At 69.8% G+C, this 17,480-nt stretch carries 19 protein-coding genes; 11 read left to right on the top strand and 8 right to left on the bottom strand.

The genetic code is table 11. The features are described from left to right. Positions 1-2: 2 nt before the first annotated feature. The 7 genes from OHB49_RS13745 to yhfZ all read right to left on the bottom strand — a co-directional run bounded on the left by OHB49_RS13745 (position 3) and on the right by yhfZ (position 6,501). Positions 3-1,166 (bottom strand): alanine racemase, encoded by a 1,164-nt coding sequence (locus OHB49_RS13745; protein WP_329160532.1) that lies wholly within the window; start codon positions 1,164-1,166, stop codon positions 3-5. 2 nt (positions 1,167-1,168) lie between these two features. Further along, positions 1,169-2,305, bottom strand: a complete 1,137-nt coding sequence (locus OHB49_RS13740; RefSeq protein ID WP_329160530.1) for an aminotransferase class V-fold PLP-dependent enzyme — start codon at positions 2,303-2,305, stop codon at positions 1,169-1,171. Positions 2,306-2,307: 2 nt separating this feature from the next. Further along, on the bottom strand, positions 2,308-3,267 hold the full coding sequence (locus OHB49_RS13735; RefSeq protein WP_329160529.1) for a phosphotriesterase family protein: 960 nt from the start codon (positions 3,265-3,267) through the stop codon (positions 2,308-2,310). A gap of 36 nt (positions 3,268-3,303) precedes the next feature. Beyond that, the gene (locus OHB49_RS13730; RefSeq protein ID WP_329160528.1) at positions 3,304-4,638 is read right to left on the bottom strand and encodes a YhfT family protein; all 1,335 of its coding nucleotides are present in this window, start codon (positions 4,636-4,638) and stop codon (positions 3,304-3,306) included. 47 nt (positions 4,639-4,685) lie between these two features. Then, the gene (locus OHB49_RS13725; RefSeq protein WP_030978796.1) at positions 4,686-5,042 is read right to left on the bottom strand and encodes a DUF2620 domain-containing protein; all 357 of its coding nucleotides are present in this window, start codon (positions 5,040-5,042) and stop codon (positions 4,686-4,688) included. Between the two features lie 37 nt (positions 5,043-5,079). After that, entirely contained in the window at positions 5,080-5,466 is a 387-nt protein-coding gene (locus OHB49_RS13720) for a PRD domain-containing protein (protein WP_329160526.1), read from the bottom strand. Positions 5,467-5,562: 96 nt separating this feature from the next. Further along, on the bottom strand, positions 5,563-6,501 hold the full coding sequence (gene yhfZ, locus OHB49_RS13715) for a GntR family transcriptional regulator YhfZ (RefSeq protein ID WP_030978799.1): 939 nt from the start codon (positions 6,499-6,501) through the stop codon (positions 5,563-5,565). A gap of 143 nt (positions 6,502-6,644) precedes the next feature. Between yhfZ and ftsH the strand changes: the two genes are divergently transcribed. After that, entirely contained in the window at positions 6,645-8,558 is a 1,914-nt protein-coding gene (gene ftsH / locus OHB49_RS13710) for an ATP-dependent zinc metalloprotease FtsH (protein ID WP_329160525.1), read from the top strand. 65 nt (positions 8,559-8,623) lie between these two features. Here ftsH and OHB49_RS13705 read toward each other — a convergent pair whose 3' ends face one another. After that, positions 8,624-9,484, bottom strand: coding sequence for a methyltransferase domain-containing protein (locus OHB49_RS13705; RefSeq protein WP_030978801.1), 861 nt, complete (start codon positions 9,482-9,484; stop codon positions 8,624-8,626). 246 nt (positions 9,485-9,730) lie between these two features. Between OHB49_RS13705 and proS the strand changes: the two genes are divergently transcribed. The 10 genes from proS to lepB (OHB49_RS13655) all read left to right on the top strand — a co-directional run bounded on the left by proS (position 9,731) and on the right by lepB (OHB49_RS13655) (position 17,451). Further along, entirely contained in the window at positions 9,731-11,146 is a 1,416-nt protein-coding gene (proS, locus tag OHB49_RS13700) for a proline--tRNA ligase (RefSeq protein WP_329160523.1), read from the top strand. 241 nt (positions 11,147-11,387) lie between these two features. After that, entirely contained in the window at positions 11,388-11,981 is a 594-nt protein-coding gene (locus OHB49_RS13695) for a hypothetical protein (RefSeq protein WP_030928573.1), read from the top strand. 157 nt (positions 11,982-12,138) lie between these two features. Then, the gene (gene rpsP / locus OHB49_RS13690; protein WP_030928571.1) at positions 12,139-12,582 is read left to right on the top strand and encodes a 30S ribosomal protein S16; all 444 of its coding nucleotides are present in this window, start codon (positions 12,139-12,141) and stop codon (positions 12,580-12,582) included. A 2-nt stretch (positions 12,583-12,584) separates the two neighbouring features. Beyond that, a complete protein-coding gene (locus OHB49_RS13685) occupies positions 12,585-12,824 on the top strand; it encodes an RNA-binding protein (protein WP_005311361.1) in 240 nt (79 codons plus the stop codon). Positions 12,825-12,903: 79 nt separating this feature from the next. Beyond that, the gene (rimM, locus tag OHB49_RS13680) at positions 12,904-13,473 is read left to right on the top strand and encodes a ribosome maturation factor RimM (RefSeq protein ID WP_093778612.1); all 570 of its coding nucleotides are present in this window, start codon (positions 12,904-12,906) and stop codon (positions 13,471-13,473) included. Next, entirely contained in the window at positions 13,473-14,294 is an 822-nt protein-coding gene (trmD, locus tag OHB49_RS13675; RefSeq protein WP_329160519.1) for a tRNA (guanosine(37)-N1)-methyltransferase TrmD, read from the top strand. The genes rimM and trmD overlap by 1 nt, the downstream gene beginning before the upstream one ends. A gap of 128 nt (positions 14,295-14,422) precedes the next feature. Then, complete coding sequence (rplS, locus tag OHB49_RS13670; RefSeq protein WP_030928567.1) at positions 14,423-14,773, top strand: 50S ribosomal protein L19; 351 nt, start codon at positions 14,423-14,425, stop codon at positions 14,771-14,773. A gap of 45 nt (positions 14,774-14,818) precedes the next feature. Beyond that, positions 14,819-15,586, top strand: coding sequence for a signal peptidase I (gene lepB / locus OHB49_RS13665; RefSeq protein WP_030978811.1), 768 nt, complete (start codon positions 14,819-14,821; stop codon positions 15,584-15,586). After that, positions 15,579-16,622 (top strand): signal peptidase I, encoded by a 1,044-nt coding sequence (gene lepB / locus OHB49_RS13660; protein ID WP_030978813.1) that lies wholly within the window; start codon positions 15,579-15,581, stop codon positions 16,620-16,622. Before lepB (OHB49_RS13665) ends, lepB (OHB49_RS13660) begins: the two co-directional genes overlap by 8 nt. Next, the gene (gene lepB / locus OHB49_RS13655; protein WP_313941691.1) at positions 16,555-17,451 is read left to right on the top strand and encodes a signal peptidase I; all 897 of its coding nucleotides are present in this window, start codon (positions 16,555-16,557) and stop codon (positions 17,449-17,451) included. Before lepB (OHB49_RS13660) ends, lepB (OHB49_RS13655) begins: the two co-directional genes overlap by 68 nt. The last annotated feature ends 29 nt before the right edge of the window (positions 17,452-17,480 follow it).

Raw genomic sequence — 17,480 nt, 5'->3', positions numbered from 1 at the left:
CCTTACAGGGCCCGGCCCTGGGCGTCGTGGAGCCCGCACAGCCGCGGGGTTCCGGACGAGAGTCCGGCGACGACGGCGACGGTCGAGCGGGTGACGAAGATCTGGGTACGGAAGGCGAGCAGCGCGGTGTCGCCGAGCCGGACGTCCTGGCCGTCGGTGGGGGCGTCGAGCAGCCGGTAGTAGTCGATGTTCTCGGCGGGAGCGCCCTGCACGCCGAGGCGTGCGCCGGTGCGCGGCAGCAGGGCGCTGCCGATGTGGGAGCGGGCGTAGAAGCCGCCGCCGTAGAGGGCGGGGCGACCGTCGTCGAGGGTGTGGGCGATCTCGCTCACGTACACATAGGCGGGCTTCTCGGGCTGGCCGGAGTCCAGTGCGTGCAGCGGGGTCGTGCCGGTGAGGGCGTGGCCGGGCTCGCCGTGGGTGGCGCCGTGGGCGGCGAGCAACGGCAGCGAGGCCATCGAGGTGGCGCTCGGGGCGCTCAGCTTGAGGTCCTCGTGCCCGCGGGCGGCCAGGAGCTCGCGGGCCTTCAGGACGAGCGTCAAGTTGGGGGTGGCGTACGGGGTTCCGGTCGCCGGGTCGCACAGGACGCACGGGAAGGCGGTGACGCCCGCGATCCGGATGCCCGGCAGCCGCTCGGCGGCCTCGGCGAACGCGTCCAGGCGGGGGAGCGGGACACCGCCCTCCTGGCCCGGGTAGACGGTGCCCTCGGCGCCTTCGAGCCGTACGAGAATGTCCTGCACCAGGCCCAGCCGCTGGGCGGCCTCGGAGACGGCCCGGGCATTGGCCAGGTCGTAGACGGTGACGGTCTCCGGGCGCCAGGCCAGCATCTCGGGCAGGGCACGGCGGGGGATCTGGACGAGGTGGCCGAGGTTGCCGGCCCGGGCGCCCGTCGCGTGCAGGATGCGGGCCTCGGCCGGGTCGATGGCGGCGTACTTGGGGATGTGCCGGGCGACGGCCCTGATCAGCTCGGGGTTACGGCCGAACTGTTTGACGACGAACCAGAGGGAGAGGCCGAGCCGTTGGGCCTCGGCGGCGAGGAGTTCGGCGTTGGCCTCGACGGCGTCGAGGTCCATCACATAGGTGTCGGGCGGGATCTCACCACGCCGGTGGAGGGCCGCCGCGGCATCGACGAGCTCCGGGTTGCGGGTGAGCACGGTGTCGAGAAACACGGTCAGGCGTCCTTCGGGTCGTTCACTTCGGCAGGCCGGTCGCCCAGTGCGTCGAGCGAGCGGCGCAGGATGTCGACGACGAGATCCGCCCCCGCCCGCATGGGGTTGATGCGTACGGTCCAGTCGGCCAGCTCGGGTGCGTCGTCCAGCGCAGAGCTGGACATCCGGTAGAACAGCGGCGCGATCTCGTAGCGCGAGTTGGAGCCGACGGGGTAGGGCGCCGCCCCGAAGCGTGCGGCGACGGCGGGCAGCTCTTTCGCCACCGGCCGGTCCAGGCGGACCAGCAGACAGAGGTCCTGGGCGTTGGCGATCCGGACCTCGGCGACGCCGGCCACTTCCCCGGCCGCCAGCCGCTCGGCGACCTCGGCACCGACCTTGGACTGGACGGCCCACATCACCGGTACGTGGGTCAGGGCGCGCAGGGCGTCGAGCGCCTGGTGGCCCTGGACCTGGCCGCCGCCGGAGTAGTTGTCGCGCCGGATGTGTTCGACGAGATCGCGGGCTCCGACGACGACGCCGACGCCTTCGGGACCGTGCAGCTTGAACAGCGAGAAGCAGGAGGCGTCGGCGCCCAGTTCCACCCCCGCGGCGGGGGTGCGCATCACGGCGTAGTTGTCGTCGACGAGCGTGCGCACGCCGGCGGCCCGGCAGGCGGCGAGGACTTCGGCGGGGTCGTACGAGTCGGCGAGCCGCTGCCGGGTGTGCTGGACGTACGCCCACCGGAACCGGCCGGACGCCAGGGCCTCGCGCAGTGCGGCACCGTCGTTGAAGTCGACCTCGACGGTCCGCACACCGATGCCGCGCAGGGTGACCTCGGTGGTGCGGTAGACGGGCGCCCGGTGGATGAGCAGCGGATCCCCGGCCAGTACGGCGGCGTTGAGCGCCGCGCGGATCGCGCCCGTGCCCGCGCCCTGCACGAACGCGGCGTCCTCGGCGCCGAAGAAGTCGGCCAGGACCGCTTCGACGCGGGCGGTGGTGCGGGGACGACCGAGACCGGGGACGACGCCGGCGTCCGCTTCGAAGAGCTGGGGGCCTTCGAAGTGGGCGGCGGTCGCCTCCAGCAGCCGGAACTGCCGGGCGATCGCGTCGTCCAGTGCCACGGTCGCGAGGGGGAATGTCTGCGGTAGTGCCGGGTTCATGATCAGATCTCTTCCACGCCGGCGCCGGTGAGAAAGCGCAGCGGATTGCAGCGGGTCATCAGGTCGATCAGGCCGTCGTCGACGCCGGCGGCGCGGGCCTTGGGCAGGAAGCTCCGGAAGAGATGCCCGTACCCCTGGCCGCCCTCCGTGCGCAGGTAGCCGTGGCGCGAGATGTCGCAGCTCAACAAAACCCGGTCGGCATGCCCGGCCTCCAGCAGGGCGAGCAGCAGCCGCAGCCGGGTGTCGTCGCTCTGGTAGCTGTCCTTGCCGACGGTGTCGAACGCGACATACGCACCGCTCGCCGCGAGCTCCCGGTGCACGGCCGGATCGTCGAGAAGGTCCTGGTGGCCGATGCTGATGCGGTGCGGCTCCACGCCCTCGGCGGTGAGGAGCTCCAGTTGGGCGAGGCCGCCACGGCCGAGCTGCGCATGGGTGGCGACGGACAGCCCGGTGGCGGCCGCGGCCCGCGCGGCGGCCCGCAGCACCTTCGTCTCGGCGGCGGTGGGTGTGTCGCCGTGGCTGCCGATCTCTCCGAGGACGCCGGGGCGGATCCCGGTGGAGCCGATGCCCGTGCCGATCTCGCGGACGAGGGTTGCGGTGAGCTCGTCGATGTCGGCGGCGGCGATCTCGGGGGTGTGGAACGGCTCGTAGTACCACCCGGTGGCGGCGACGACGGCGACCTGCGCGTCCCGGGCGATCCGGGCCAGGGTGGCGGCGTCCCGGCCCATGCCGCGGCAGGTCAGCTCGACGACGAGGCCGAGCCCGAACTCCTCCCGGAGGGCGGCCAGCTCGGCGGTGACGGCCGCGGCATGCCGGTCCGGGTGGAGGACGGCCGCACCGTCGCCCCGGTGGTCGAGGTCGAGGACGAGGTGCTCATGAGCGAGGGCGGGGCCGCGCACCGAGCCGGGGACGAGATCGCCGACGACCGTACGGAGCACGGGCTGCGGGACGGTGGTGTGCATCGTGGAGAGTTCCTTCCTGGCGTACGTGACCCGGCCTCAGCCCTTGATCGGGGTGAACAGGTCGAGCCAGTACAGGACGTTGAGGAGGATTCCGCCGACGATCACCGCTGCCGGAGCGGCGGCCATCCGCACGACCGGCCGGCCCATCGCGTCGTTCAGCAGGTAGAGCCCGCCGACGACGAGGATCCCGAGTCCGCCGCCCATGGCGTTGGCGGCCATCAGTGAGCCGAAGAGGATCGCGAGCTGCAGCGTGTCGCCGATCGCGCTGCGCAGGTGCTCCGAGGAGTCGCGGACGCTGGGCAGCTTGCCGAGGACCTTGCCGATGGAGGAGAGGGCCAGGATCTCGAGGGCGAACACGGCGGCGCCGACGATCGCGGCGAGGAACGGGTTCGGCATCAGATAGCCGATCGGGTACACCAGCGTGAACCCCGCGATGCCGTACGCGCCCGACGCGAGCGCGGTCGTCGCGATCAGCGGGATGAAGCCGAAGACCCGGTAGAAGTCGACCTGGGCGGCTTCCGTGTACTGCCCCTTGGCGATCAGGAAGCTGGTCGCCTCGCCGCCGCCGAATATATGCATCTGCGCCAGCACACAGACTCCGGCACCCAGCACCATGAAGAGCGGCAGATACCTGCGCAGCCGGGCCGCGCTCGCGCTGAACAGGGAGGCCATCGGGTCGTCGTCCAGGACGATCTCGGTGACGCCCGCGGCCTTGTCGGCCTTGCGCTGCTTCATGTCCTTGGCGATGGCCAGGGCGATCAGCATCAGAACGCCGATGGCCATGGCCAGCGCCCCGGCGAACATCTTCGGCCAGACCTTCATGGTGAGGACGACCAGCGCGAGTTCGAGACCCCCCGCGACGCCGCCCCACTTGCGGCCGAACTGCTTGGTGATCGCGAGCACCGGGAACAGCGTGAAGAGGAACAGGATCGGCGTCGACATCTGCTGCATCGCGGTGATGAAGTCGACCGGCAGATCGTGTGCCACGTCGTTCGCGCCGTTCAGGCCGAAGACGACGACCGCACCCCAGGCGCCGCCGAGGATCGGTGCGAGCCACTTCTTCGGCGCCAGCATGCCGAGGATGTCGGTGGGCAGGAAGACGAGCCACGGATTCAGCACACCGGTGGAGAGCGCCATGGGTGCGCCGAGTCCGAAGATGAACCCGGCGGACAGTCCGAAGGAGACCGCCGTCGTGGCGCTGCGCGTGGTGCGCCCCTGGATGAAGTCCAGCAGGAACGGGCGTACGCCGTCGTTGAAGACGGCCAGCGCCATGTGCGAGATGTACGCGGTCAGCGCACAGAGGGCTATCACGGTCAGCTGCTGGGCCAGTGTGAAATCGAGGCCGGCTCCGGCGGCGAGTGTGGTGCTCACAGGGTCACTCCTTCGTGCCCGGGGTGTTCAGGAAGAGGTGGCCGGGGTCAGCCGCGGGCGGCGATGGCGCGCGCCATGAGGGGGGCGATGACGTCGATCTGGTCCATCGAGAATCCGAAGGCCTTCTTGCCGTCGGCGAGGAGGGCGGCGACCTCGTCCTCGGAGGGGATGCTGCGCCCGAAGGTGTGGCAGGCGGCCGAGCCCATCAGGCCGACGAGTACGCCGAGGGAGGCGCCGGCGCCGGTGTGACAGGTGCCGAGGTAGTAGTCGGCCTGTCCGACGCGCAGCTTCATCGCGGCGTCCATGTCACTGGAGGCGACGATGTCGATGCCGTCGATCGCGAGCTGCTTGATCGTGTCGGTGACCTCGACCTTGCCGACACCGCCGGTGAGGATCTTCGTCATGGCTGGTCCTTCTCTGTCTGGGGTTGGACGGGGTGGGTCAGGAGGCCGGGGCGGCCGGTGAGTGCTGGGCGAGCACGGCGAGGTGCATGCCGAGGAAGTTGATCTCCGAGTCGGGGAGCGCCGCTCCGAGCTCCTGCTCGGCCCGCGCGGAGATGGCGCGGGCGCGCGCGACGGCGTGGGGATGTCCGGCCAGTTCGGCGGCGACCTGGTCGTCGGTGAGGAACTGCTCGATCGGTTGGCCGTCGAGGAGCCGGGTGAGGGCCATCATCAGGTGACTGGTCAGCATTCCGGCGCTGGCTTCGGTGACGGTGCGCCCGTCGGCTTCGAGGGCGGCCAGTTCGGCGGCGACGAAGTCGGCGACTTCGGGCTTGACCTGGCCTCCTTCACGGAAGAGCCGGATCCGCAATGCGAGCTGGTCGTCCACGATGATCCTCCTATAATCGACAGAAACCAGGATTTTGTATTTTCAGATCGTCCGAGGCCACAGGTGGCCGGGGTCGGTCTCACCGGATCCACCGGATCAGTACGAGGGCACGCGCTCGCCCCTCAGTACCTCGGTCTGCAGCCGGGTCACCAGCGAGAGATCGAGCGACTCCCGGACGGCGGCAAGGGCCTTCGCTCCGCCGGTCCGGCCGATGATCGCCGCGCTGGAGTTGCGCAGCGACAGCTCGCGGGTGACCTCGTCGCCGAGCGGAAGCACGTCGACCCCGAGCCCGATCCGGTCCTGCACCTCGTCCAGGTTCCAGACGGTGGCGTCGACCTCGTCACGGGCGAAGAGGTCGGGCAGTTGCATGTACGAGGCCTCGCGCCACTCGATGTCCTCGCGGCCGGCGAAGACTCGCTCGACCAGCATCCGCAGGTCCTCGGAGGCGTGGTCGACCGCCACCCGCAGCCCGGGGGAGTCGAGGTCTGCGCCGTGCCGCAGCAGCATGCCGTGCGCACCGACATACGTGGCGGGGCCGAGCTCGGCGACCAGCTCCACCGGATGCTCGGCGATCAGCTGGTCGGCCGCGAAGCGGGAGAGGACGACCAGGTCGACCTTGCCTTCGAGGAGTGCGGCGGTACGGGCCCCGGCGCCGCGCATGAAGGTGATGGCAAACGGCGCGCCGGCCGTTTCGAAGGCGCCGCGCAGCCCGGTCGCCAGACCCTCGTACCGGCGTGAGTACGGCAGGGGCATCGCGGCGAGCAGGGTGCCGAGGCCGGAGAGCCTCCAGAGCACGGAGCGGTCCGAGCGGACGAGGAAGGTGCCGAGGTGGCCGCGGGCGGTCGTCTCGATGGCGCCGGATTCCTCCAGCAGCTGCAACGCCGCCTGCACGGTGCCGTTTCCGCAGCCCAGCTCCTCGGCGAAGTCGCGTACCCGGGGCATGCGGGTGTCCGACTCATGGTTGAGGAGCAGGACGGCGAGCTGCCGGGCGGCGAGGCCGTTGCGGGTGAGGAAGCGTTCGTCGGTGACGTTCACGAATCGAACAGTAAACAGGATTCTGGATATTGACAAGGGTTCACGCGTCCGCGCGCCGATGTCCCCCCATGGGCCCACCGGGCGGGCCCCCCGGGAGCTTTGGTGCTTAATGTCGCTTCAAGGTCGTCGGCAGAGGAGCGCGCGTGACCAGTCCTGTACCGCCACGCGATCGGACCGACCAGCCGTGGCGCTCCGAGGGCGCCCCACCGCCCCCTCCGCCGCGCCGGAAGATGCCGGGCGGCTGGGGCGGACTGCTGCTGACCGCGCTGGCCGTCTATCTGATCACCAACCTGGTGCTCTCCTTCTTCAACGGGAGGAACGAGCCGACCATCGCTTACACGGAATTCAGCAAGCAGGTCACGGCGGGCAACGTCTCCAAGATCTACTCCAAGGGCGACGCCATCCAGGGGCAGCTGAGGAAAGAGGCGAAGGTCCCCGGCAGCGACAAGACGTACACCAAGTTCGTCACCCAGCGGCCCGCCTTCGCCGACGACAACCTCTGGGCCGAGCTGATCAAGGACGATGTCACCGTCACCGCGGAACCGGTTGTCCAGCAGCGCAGCTTCCTCGCCAATCTGCTGATCTCCCTTGCCCCGATCCTGCTGCTCGTCCTGCTCTGGGTCTTCATCGCCCGCCGGATGTCCGGAGGATTCGGCGGCGCCGGCGCACTGGGCCGCAAGGCCCCGCCCAGACCGGTCGAACTGGAGGGCGCCAAGCGCACCACTTTCGAGGACGTGGCCGGGATCGACGAGGTCGAGGGCGAACTCAACGATGTCGTCGACTTCCTGAAGAACCCGCAGGAGTACCGGAAGATGGGCGCCCGGATGCCCGGGGGAGTGCTGCTCGCCGGCCTGCCCGGCACCGGCAAGACGCTGCTCGCGCGGGCCGTCGCGGGCGAGGCCGGGGTGCCGTTCTTCTCCGCCTCCGCCTCCGAGTTCATCGAGATGATCGTCGGCGTCGGCGCGAGCCGGGTACGGGAACTCTTTGCCGAGGCCCGCAAGGTCGCCCCCGCCATCGTCTTCATCGACGAGATCGACACCATCGGCCGGGCCCGCGGCGGCGGCTCCGGCATGGGCGGCCACGACGAGCGCGAACAGACGCTGAACCAGATCCTCACCGAGATGGACGGCTTCTCCGGATCGGAAGGCGTCGTCGTCCTCGCCGCGACCAACCGGGCCGATGTCCTCGACCCGGCGCTCACCAGGCCCGGCCGCTTCGACCGGATCGTCCAGGTGAGCCCACCGGACCGGGGCGGCCGGGAGGCGATCTTGAAGATCCACACCCGGCAGATCCCGCTCTCCGAGGACGTGAGCCTCGGCCAGGTGGCCCGCACGACCCCCGGCATGACCGGTGCGGACCTCGCCAACCTCGCCAACGAGGCCGCCCTGCTCGCCGTCAAGCGCAAGCAGTCCGAGGTCAACCAGGCCGACCTGTCGGACGCCCTGGAGAAGGTGCAGCTCGGAGCCGAACGACCGCTGGTCATGCCGGAGGAGGAGCGCCGCAGGACCGCGTACCACGAGAGCGGCCACGCCCTCCTCGGGATGCTCCAGCCCGGCGCCGACCCTGTCCGCAAGGTCACCATCGTGCCGCGCGGCCGGGCCCTCGGCGTCACCCTCTCGACGCCGGAGGCCGACAAGTACGCGTACACCGAGGACTATCTGCGCGGCCGCATCATCGGCGCCCTCGGTGGCATGGCCGCGGAGCACCTGGTCTACGGAGTGGTCACCACGGGTTCGGAGAGCGACCTGGAACAGGTCACCAATCTGGCGCGTGGGATGGTCGGGCGCTGGGGGATGAGCGACAGGGTCGGCAGGTTGACGGCGATCCCGGGCGACGCCCAGCAGGCGTACGGCCTCTCGGCGGCGCCCGCCACGCTGGACGCGGTGGACCACGAGATGCGGCGCATCGTCGACGAGTGCTACATCGAGGCGCAGCGGCTGCTGCGCGAGCACCGGGAGAAGCTGGACAGGCTGGCGTCCGCGTTGCTGCAGAACGAGACGCTGGACGAGGAGGCGGCCTACCGGGCGGCGGGCGTCGCGCGCCTGGCCAAGCACTGAGAGCCGCCCGGCCGAGCGCGGAACGCCCTTCTGCGGAACACCCTTCCAGGGAGTGCAGCGCCCTTCTAGGGAGTGGTGCAGACGAGATAGCGGAAGACATTCGGCATCCAGACCGTGCCGTCCCGGCGCCGGTGCGGATGCAGTGCCTCCGCGACCTCCTTCTCCACCTGGGACCGGTCCGTCGCCCGTACCGCCGCGTCGAACAGCCGGGTCGACAGCAGCCCGCGCACCGCGCTGTCCATGTCCGCGTACCCGAACGGGCACGCCACCCGCCCCGAGCCGTTCGGATTGAGCCCGACCCGGAACGCGACCTCCTCCAGATCGTCCCGGCGCGCCGGGCGCCAGCCTCCCGCGCGGGGCGCCCGCACCCCGTCACCGAGCCGGGTCGCCACCCGTAGCACCGCCGCAGTGGCACACCGCTCGGGCGGACCCCATCCGGTCAGCACCACCGAACTGCCGCGGGCGACCAGCGGAACAGCGGACTCCAGCTCCGGTTTCAGCCCCTCGGAGTCGCCCGCCGAGCAGCCGATCGGGGTGAACACGGTGAGCAGGTTGTACGGGGGGCCTTCGGGCCGGGCGGCGACGGACGGATCACCGTCGAGGAGCACCGGCAGACCGTCCCGGGCCCGCTCGGGTCCGGGGTCGGGCAGCAGCCGTTCGCGGGCCAGAGCAAGACGCTCACGGTCGGTGTCGACTCCGGTGACGTGCGCCGCACGGGCGGCGGCCATCAGCAGCGCGAGCCCGGAGCCGCAGCCGAGGGAGAGCAGCCGCGTACCGGCTCCGATTTCGAGCCGCTCGTACACCGCTTCGTACAGCGGTGCGAGCATGCGCTCCTGGATCTCGGCCCAGTCACGGGCCCGGGTTCCGGGATCCACCGGGGCGGATGCATCCGCCTGCCTGTGGTGCCGGACGAGCGTTGGTGTCATGAAAGCGCCCCAATCCGCCGAGAAGTCGGTCGTACCCGAGTGGACGGCCCCCGTGTGTCTGCGCGCCCGCACTCCCCCGTAAGTCAGAGAACTCCGCATCCGCGGCTTCGTCCAGGGGTCGGAGGGCAATGGTTGCGAGCTACGGTCGTGCGCGCCGGGGGACACGTCGTGCGCCCCCGGATACAGGCCACGAGGGCCGGTCCCGTCACTCCGTGCGGAGCGAGATGTCGCCGTACGATGCGCGCCATGGCAAAGGCACCCGTTCTCACACCCCAGGCCGAGGACTTTCCCCGCTGGTACCAGGATCTGATCAACAAGGCCGAACTCGCGGACAACGGTCCGGTGCGCGGCACCATGGTCATCCGACCGTACGGATACGGCCTGTGGGAGCGGATGCAGCAGGAGATGGATGCCCGCATCAAGGATGCGGGCGCCCAGAACGCCTACTTCCCACTCTTCATCCCCCAGTCTTACCTGACACGCGAGGCGGAGCACGTCGAGGGCTTCGCACCCGAGCTCGCCATCGTCACCCACGGCGGCGGCAAGGACCTCGAAGAGCCTGTGGTGGTGCGGCCGACGTCCGAAACGATCATCAATGAGTACTTCTCGAAATGGGTCCAGAGCTACCGGGATCTGCCCCTCCTGATCAACCAGTGGGCCAACGTCGTCCGCTGGGAGATGCGCCCGCGGGTCTTTCTCCGTACGACAGAGTTCCTCTGGCAGGAGGGCCACACCGCCCACGCCACGTACGAGGACGCCCGGGAGTACGCCGCCCGCATCCACCGGGACGTCTACGCGGACTTCATGACCGAGGTCCTCGGCATCGACGTGGTGCTCGGCCGGAAGACCCCGAGGGAGCGGTTCGCGGGCGCCGTCAACACGCTCACCCTCGAAGCGATGATGGGCGACGGCAAGGCCCTGCAGATGGGTACGAGCCATGAGCTCGGCACCAATTTCGCCAAGGCCTTCCACACCGAGTACCTGTCGAAGGAGGGCAGGCGGGAGCTGGTCTGGCAGACCTCCTGGGGCACCTCGACCCGGATGGTCGGCGGCCTGATCATGTCGCACGGCGACGACCAGGGGCTCCGCGTCCCGCCGCGGCTGGCCGCCGTCCAGGTGGTCGTCCTCGCGATCAAGGGGGACGACGCGGTACTCACCGCGGTCCGCTCCATCGGCGACCGGCTGCGCGCCGCCGGGATCAGGGTGCACCTCGACGACCGCACGGAGACCCCCTTCGGTCGGCGCGCGGTCGACTGGGAGCTGAAGGGCGTACCGGTACGGATCGAAGTCGGCCCGCGCGATCTGGAGAACGGAACGGCGATGCTGGCCCGCCGCATCCCCGGCGGGAAGGAACCGGTCCCGATCGAGGCGCTGGCAACGCTGCTGCCGGCCGTTCTGGAGGAGGACCAGGCGACCCTGCTGCGTGAGTCCCGGGCCCGCCGCACCTCCCGTACCAGCGAGGCGGCCACCGTCGAGGAGGCCGCAGAAGCAGCGGCCGCGGGCGGCTGGGCCCGCATTCCGTGGGACGTCCTGGGCCCGGCGGGGGAGGCCCGGCTCGCGGAGCAGGGAGCCTCGGTACGGTGTCTGCTGGCCGAGGACGGGTCGGTGCCTCAGTCCGACGACGCCCCCGGTACTGTCGCCGTCGTGGCCCGCGCCTACTGACGCCCGACGGTGTTCCCGGAACCGTCCGTCCCCGGCGCGCATGCGCTGTCTGCGCGCCGGGGCGTACGCGTCACGGCGTACACGTCACTACGTACCGGCTTCGTGCGAGCTGCGAGGGTTCTCCGCAGATCAGCGCACCTGCCCTCGTCAGGACACATGAATGGCAACTGACTGGTACGTGCAAAATATTTGGGATGGCCCGGAATCGGAACACCGGGGCACTCAGGCTCGTTGTCACGACGTGAGCACGACACCACCTGTACTTGCCGCAGAGCTGGCGCAGGCGTGGGCCGATATTCAGCGGTACCACCCCGAGCTGCCCGATCTTGCCGCGCCCGAGTCCCTGATCGGAGAGTCGTCGTCCGCCTGTGGCGCCGAGCTCTCCTTCGAGCGACTGCTGCATGAGGCAGTCCATGGCATCGCCGCCGCCCGAGGTGTCCGTGACACCTCCCGCGCCGGCCGCTACCACAACAGACGATTCCTCGCGATCGCCGAGGAGCTGGGTCTCGACCACGCCGAGGAGCCCCACCCCAGCAGTGGCTTCTCGCTGGTCACGCTCAACCCCGAGGCCAAGCGCCGCTACCGCCCGACGATCGAGCGACTGCAGCGCGCCCTCAAGGCGCACACGGTCGCCACCGCCGCCGACACCAAACGCTCCTTCCGCGGGCCGGCCGCACGGCACGGCTCCTCCGGAGGTGGCGTGCGCGTCAAGGCCGTCTGCGACTGCGGACGCAACGTCCGGGTCGTACCGTCGGTCCTCGCCCAGGCGCCGATCGTCTGCGGTGGCTGCGGAAAGCCCTTCCGCATCCCGGAAGCGGCGGTCGCGGTGGGGTGACCCGATGTGGTGTGGCACAATGGCTAGCTGTACTCGACAGCCGCACAGGAACCCTCTCGCCTCCGGCTGACGCGTCCATCGGGCACCCGAGTACCGCAACCCCACGTGGCATCTTCGTTGTGCCCAACCACGTCATAGACCAGGAGACACCACTCCCGTGGCAGTCAAGATCAAGCTGAAGCGTCTGGGCAAGATCCGTTCGCCTCACTACCGCATCGTCGTCGCCGACTCCCGTACCCGCCGTGACGGCCGGGCCATCGAGGAGATCGGCCTGTACCACCCGGTGCAGAACCCCTCGCGCATCGAGGTCAACTCGGAGCGCGCGCAGTACTGGCTGTCCGTCGGCGCCCAGCCGACCGAGCCGGTTCTCGCGATCCTGAAGCTCACCGGTGACTGGCAGGCCCACAAGGGCCTCCCCGCCCCCGCGCCGCTGCTGCAGCCGGAGCCCAAGGCCGACAAGCGCGCCCTGTTCGAGGCCCTGGCCAAGGACACCGGCGAGGAGTCCAAGGGCGAGGCCATCACGCAGAAGGCGAAGAAGGCCGACAAGAAGGCGGACGAGGCTGCTGACGCTGCCGCGCCCGCCGAGTCGACCGAGGCCTGAGCATGCTCGAGGAGGCTCTCGAGCACCTCGTGAAGGGCATCGTCGACAACCCCGACGATGTGCAGGTCGCCTCGCGCAACCTGCGCCGTGGTCGTGTGCTCGAGGTCCGGGTCCATCCCGATGACCTCGGCAAGGTGATCGGCCGCAACGGCCGCACCGCACGCGCGCTGCGAACCGTCGTGGGCGCCATCGGCGGCCGTGGCATCCGCGTCGACCTCGTCGATGTGGACCAGGTTCGCTGACAGAGTTGAACACCGGCACGGGCCGGGGAGGGCCATGCGCCCGCCCCGGCCCGTCGTCGTATGACAGGAGAGACACAAGGTGCAGCTGGTAGTTGCGCGGATCGGCCGCGCCCACGGCATCAAGGGCGAGGTCACCGTCGAGGTGCGTACGGACGAGCCGGAGCTCAGGCTCGGCCCCGGTGCCCGCCTGACCACCGACCCGGCAGCGAACGGGCCGCTGACGATCGAGACCGGACGGGTGCACAGTGGCAGGCTGCTGCTGCGTTTCGAGGGAGTACGGGACCGTACGGCGGCCGAGGCCCTCCGGAACACCCTGCTGATCGCCGACGTCGACCCGGCGGAGCTCCCGGAGGACCCCGAGGAGTTCTACGACCACCAGCTCATCGACCTCGACGTGGTCCTCGCCGACGGCACCGAGATCGGCCGGATCACCGAGATCTCGCACCTGCCGTCCCAGGACCTCTTCATCGTGGAGCGCCCGGACGGCAGCGAGGTGATGATCCCGTTCGTCGAGGAGATCGTCACCGAGATCGATCTGGAGGAGCAGCGCGCGGTCATCACCCCGCCGCCCGGCCTGATCGACGACAGCCAGGCAGTGATCGTCTCCTCGCGCGACGAAGAGGCCTCCGAGCCGGGGAACGACGCCTGATGCGGCTCGACGTCGTCACGATCTTCCCCGAGTACCTGGAACCGCTGAACGTCTCGCTCGTCGGCAAGGCCCGCGCCCGCGGCCGCCTCGATGTGCACGTGCACGATCTGCGGGACTGGACGTACGACCGGCACAACACGGTGGACGACACGCCCTACGGCGGCGGTCCCGGCATGGTGATGAAGACCGGGCCGTGGGGTGACGCCCTGGACGAGACCCTGGCGGACGGGTTCGAGGCCGGGGCGCACTCCCCGGTGCTCGTGGTACCCACACCCAGCGGCCGTCCGTTCACCCAGGAGCTCGCCGTGGAGCTCTCCGAGCGGCCATGGCTGATCTTCACCCCGGCCCGCTACGAGGGCATCGACCGCCGGGTGATGGACGAGTACGCGACCCGCATGCCGGTCGTCGAGGTCTCCATCGGGGACTATGTGCTGGCCGGCGGGGAAGCCGCCGTGCTGGTCATCACGGAAGCGGTGGCCCGGCTGCTGCCCGGTGTGCTCGGCAACGCCGAGTCGCACCGCGACGACTCCTTCGCACCCGGCGCCATGGCCGATCTGCTGGAGGGCCCGGTCTTCACCAAGCCGCCGGAGTGGCGTGGCAGAGGCATCCCGGACGTCCTGCTCAGCGGTCACCACGGGAAGATCGCACGCTGGCGGCGGGACGAGGCGTTCCGCCGTACCGCGGTCAACCGGCCCGATCTCATCGAGCGTTGCGAGGCGAGCGCCTTCGACAAGAAGGACCGCGAGATCCTCTCCATCCTCGGCTGGTCGCCGGAGCCCGGCGGCCGATTTTGGCGCAGGCCCGAAGGCATGGAAGAATAAGCCGCTGCTGTACGTCCGGTGTGCGCCCCTGCCACAGGGGGAACGACGCCCGCCCGACGCGATCAGCACCCAGATTCCTTACGATCTCCCGTCGATGACCTGTGGCATCGGCGAAGAAAGCAGACAACATGGCTTCCCTGCTCGATGGCGTCAATGCCGCCTCCCTGCGTACGGACGTCCCGGCGTTCCGCCCCGGTGACACCGTCAACGTCCACGTGCGAGTGATCGAGGGCAACCGCTCCCGTATCCAGCAGTTCAAGGGCGTAGTCATCCGCCGCCAGGGCTCCGGCGTCAGCGAGACCTTCACGGTCCGCAAGGTCTCCTTCAGCGTCGGCGTCGAGCGCACCTTCCCGGTGCACAGCCCGATCTTCGAGAAGATCGAGCTCGTCACCCGCGGTGACGTCCGCCGCGCGAAGCTGTACTACCTCCGTGAGCTGCGCGGCAAGGCCGCGAAGATCAAGGAGAAGCGCGACAGGTGAGCTAGCTCCCAGGTCCACAGCACGGCCGGATAAGCTCTGGCTGCGATGGACACGGAAGCAAAGCCCACGGAGCGCGACCGCTCCTCCGCACCCGAAGCAGGGTCGGAGGAGAGGTCGCGCTCTTCGCATATCCCGGACCGGTTCGCCACGATGTCGTGGCGGCGGGCAGCCGCGCTCGGCGCCGTCTGCGCGGTCTTCCTGCTGCTGTTCAGCACCTATGTGCTGCAGCCCTTCCTGATCCCCAGTGGCTCGATGGAGTCCACGCTGCGGGTGGGGGACCGGGTGCTGGTGAACAAACTGGCGTACCGTTTCGGCTCCGTACCGCAGCGCGGCGACGTCGTCGTCTTCGACGGCACCGGATCCTTCGTACAGAAGAAGCCCGAGGCGAACCCTGTCACCGCGCTGGCACACGGCGTAGCGGCATCCCTGGGGCTGGCGGAGCCCGCCGAGACCGACTTCGTGAAGCGGGTGGTGGGCGTGGGTGGTGACCGGGTGGTCTGCTGCGACAGGCGGGGCAGGGTCGAGGTGAACGGCCGGCCGGTGGACGAGGAATACCTGTATCCGGGCGACGCCCCGTCCAGGGCGGCATTCGACATCGTCGTCCCCGACGGCGCGCTGTGGATGATGGGCGACCACCGCAGCAACTCCCGGGACTCCCGCGACCATCTGGGCGAGCCGGGCGGCGGCATGGTGCCGGTCGACCGGGTGATCGGCCGGGTGGACTGGATCGGCTGGCCGCTGGGCCGGCTGGGCCCGCTACCGGACACCGGTGCCTTCGACGGCGTACGGATACCGGACGGGACCCATGGGTAACCGCGGGCGCGACAGCCGCGCCTCGGACCCCGGCACGCCGCTGCCGACCGGCAGCAGGCCGACGGCATCGCGGTCGCTCCCGACCCGGGCGGAGCGGCGCAAGCTGGCCCGCAAGGTCAAAAGGCGGCGGCGCAGGTCGGCCGTGAAGGAGATCCCCCTCCTGATCACCGTGGCGCTGCTCATAGCGCTCGTTCTCAAGACCTTCCTCGTGCAGGCCTTCGTGATCCCGTCCGGATCGATGGAGCAGACCATCCGGATCGGCGACCGGGTGCTCGTCGACAAGTTGACCCCGTGGTTCGGTGCAAAACCCCGGCGCGGCGACGTCGTCGTCTTCAAGGATCCGGGCGGCTGGCTCCGGCAGGAGAACGTCGCCAAGAAGGATCCGCCCGTCGTCGTCAAACAGGTGAAGGAAGGACTGACCTTCATCGGGCTGCTGCCGTCCGACGACGAACAGGATCTGATCAAGCGTGTGGTCGCCGTCGGCGGCGACACCGTGAAGTGTTGCGACAAGGACGGCAAGGTCACCGTCAACGGTGTTGCGCTCGATGAGCCCTATCTGCATCCGGGTAATCCGCCCTCCACACTCAAATTCGAGGTAAAGGTTCCGGCCGGCCGAATCTTCGTGATGGGCGACCATCGCTCGAATTCAGCTGATTCGCGCTTCCATCTGGACGAGCCCGATCACGGCACGGTCTCCGAGAACGAGGTCGTGGGACGGGCCGTCGTCATCGCCTGGCCCTTCGGCCACTGGCGGAGGCTGGAGGAGCCGCAGACATTTGCCTCGGTGCCGGACGCGCGCGCCGGGACAGCGGCTGCGTACGGACTGTCGAATAGTGTGTCCTCCCAGGATCTCAATGGAATGGTCCGGCTCCCGACCCCTGCGGAACTCCCGCTCGTTATGGGAGTGGTGGGCCTGCGCCGAATGGGTCGCGGGCGGTGGCACGGAGTGAGGAGTGGATGTGGGGGATTTGGCGGTCGGCGCACGATCCGGACACGACGAACCCGAGGACCGGGCGGAGCATCCGGAGAACGGTGAATCCTCCGAGGTGGCGGGCCGGACGGAGAGTGACGGCGACTCCCCGGACAGCGGCGGTACGGCTCCGGGGAAGCCACGCTCCTTCTGGAAGGAGCTGCCCCTGCTCATCGGCATCGCGCTGATTCTGGCGCTGCTGATCAAGACGTTCCTGGTGCAGGCGTTCTCGATTCCCTCGGACTCGATGCAGGACACGCTCCAGCGGGGCGACCGGGTGCTGGTCGACAAGCTGACCCCGTGGTTCGGTTCGGAACCTCAGCGGGGCGAGGTCGTGGTCTTCCACGACCCGGGCGGCTGGCTGGAGAGTGCCCAGGCGCCGGCACCGAATGTGGCGCAAAAGTTCCTCAGCTTCATCGGACTGATGCCGTCCGCCGAGGAGAAGGACCTGATCAAGCGGGTCATCGCGATCGGCGGCGACACGGTGGAGTGCAAGGAGAACGGCCCGGTCACGGTCAATGGCGTGGCGCTGAACGAGACGTCGTTCATCTACCCGGGCAACACCCCCTGCAACGACGAGCCGTTCGGTCCGATCAAGGTGCCCGAGGGCCGCATCTGGGTGATGGGTGACCACCGGCAGAACTCCCTCGACTCCCGCTACCACCAGGAGCTGCCCGGTCAGGGCACGGTCTCCACGGACGAGGTCGTCGGCCGGGCCATCGTGGTCGCATGGCCGATCAACCGCTGGGCGACGCTGCCGATCCCGAGCACATTCGACCAGCCGGGGATCAACGCGGCGACGGGGCTGGTGCCGGGAGCACTCGGGGTAGCCGGAGCGCTGCCCCTCGTGTTGTGGCGCCGTAAGAGGCTGACCAACAGGCATACCGCCGGGTAGGGTGCCGACTCGGATCAGCGATTGTCGAT

Origin of the sequence: Streptomyces sp. NBC_01717 (genome assembly GCF_036248255.1) — a bacterium.
Lineage (GTDB): Bacteria > Actinomycetota > Actinomycetes > Streptomycetales > Streptomycetaceae > Streptomyces.
The sequence above is the reverse complement of the archived record's forward strand: the minus strand, read 5'-3'. Positions and strand labels throughout refer to the sequence as shown.

Coding starts and splice junctions, on each gene's coding strand:
- OHB49_RS13735 (WP_329160529.1), bottom strand. CDS start 3,267: ATGCACACCACCGTCCCGCAGCCCGTGCTCCGTACGGTCGTCGGCGAT.
- rplS (WP_030928567.1), top strand. CDS start 14,423: ATGGCTTCCCTGCTCGATGGCGTCAATGCCGCCTCCCTGCGTACGGAC.
- proS (WP_329160523.1), top strand. CDS start 9,731: ATGGCAAAGGCACCCGTTCTCACACCCCAGGCCGAGGACTTTCCCCGC.
- OHB49_RS13725 (WP_030978796.1), bottom strand. CDS start 5,042: ATGACGAAGATCCTCACCGGCGGTGTCGGCAAGGTCGAGGTCACCGAC.
- OHB49_RS13705 (WP_030978801.1), bottom strand. CDS start 9,484: ATGACACCAACGCTCGTCCGGCACCACAGGCAGGCGGATGCATCCGCC.
- trmD (WP_329160519.1), top strand. CDS start 13,473: ATGCGGCTCGACGTCGTCACGATCTTCCCCGAGTACCTGGAACCGCTG.
- lepB (WP_030978811.1), top strand. CDS start 14,819: ATGGACACGGAAGCAAAGCCCACGGAGCGCGACCGCTCCTCCGCACCC.
- lepB (WP_030978813.1), top strand. CDS start 15,579: ATGGGTAACCGCGGGCGCGACAGCCGCGCCTCGGACCCCGGCACGCCG.
- OHB49_RS13740 (WP_329160530.1), bottom strand. CDS start 2,305: ATGAACCCGGCACTACCGCAGACATTCCCCCTCGCGACCGTGGCACTG.
- OHB49_RS13685 (WP_005311361.1), top strand. CDS start 12,585: ATGCTCGAGGAGGCTCTCGAGCACCTCGTGAAGGGCATCGTCGACAAC.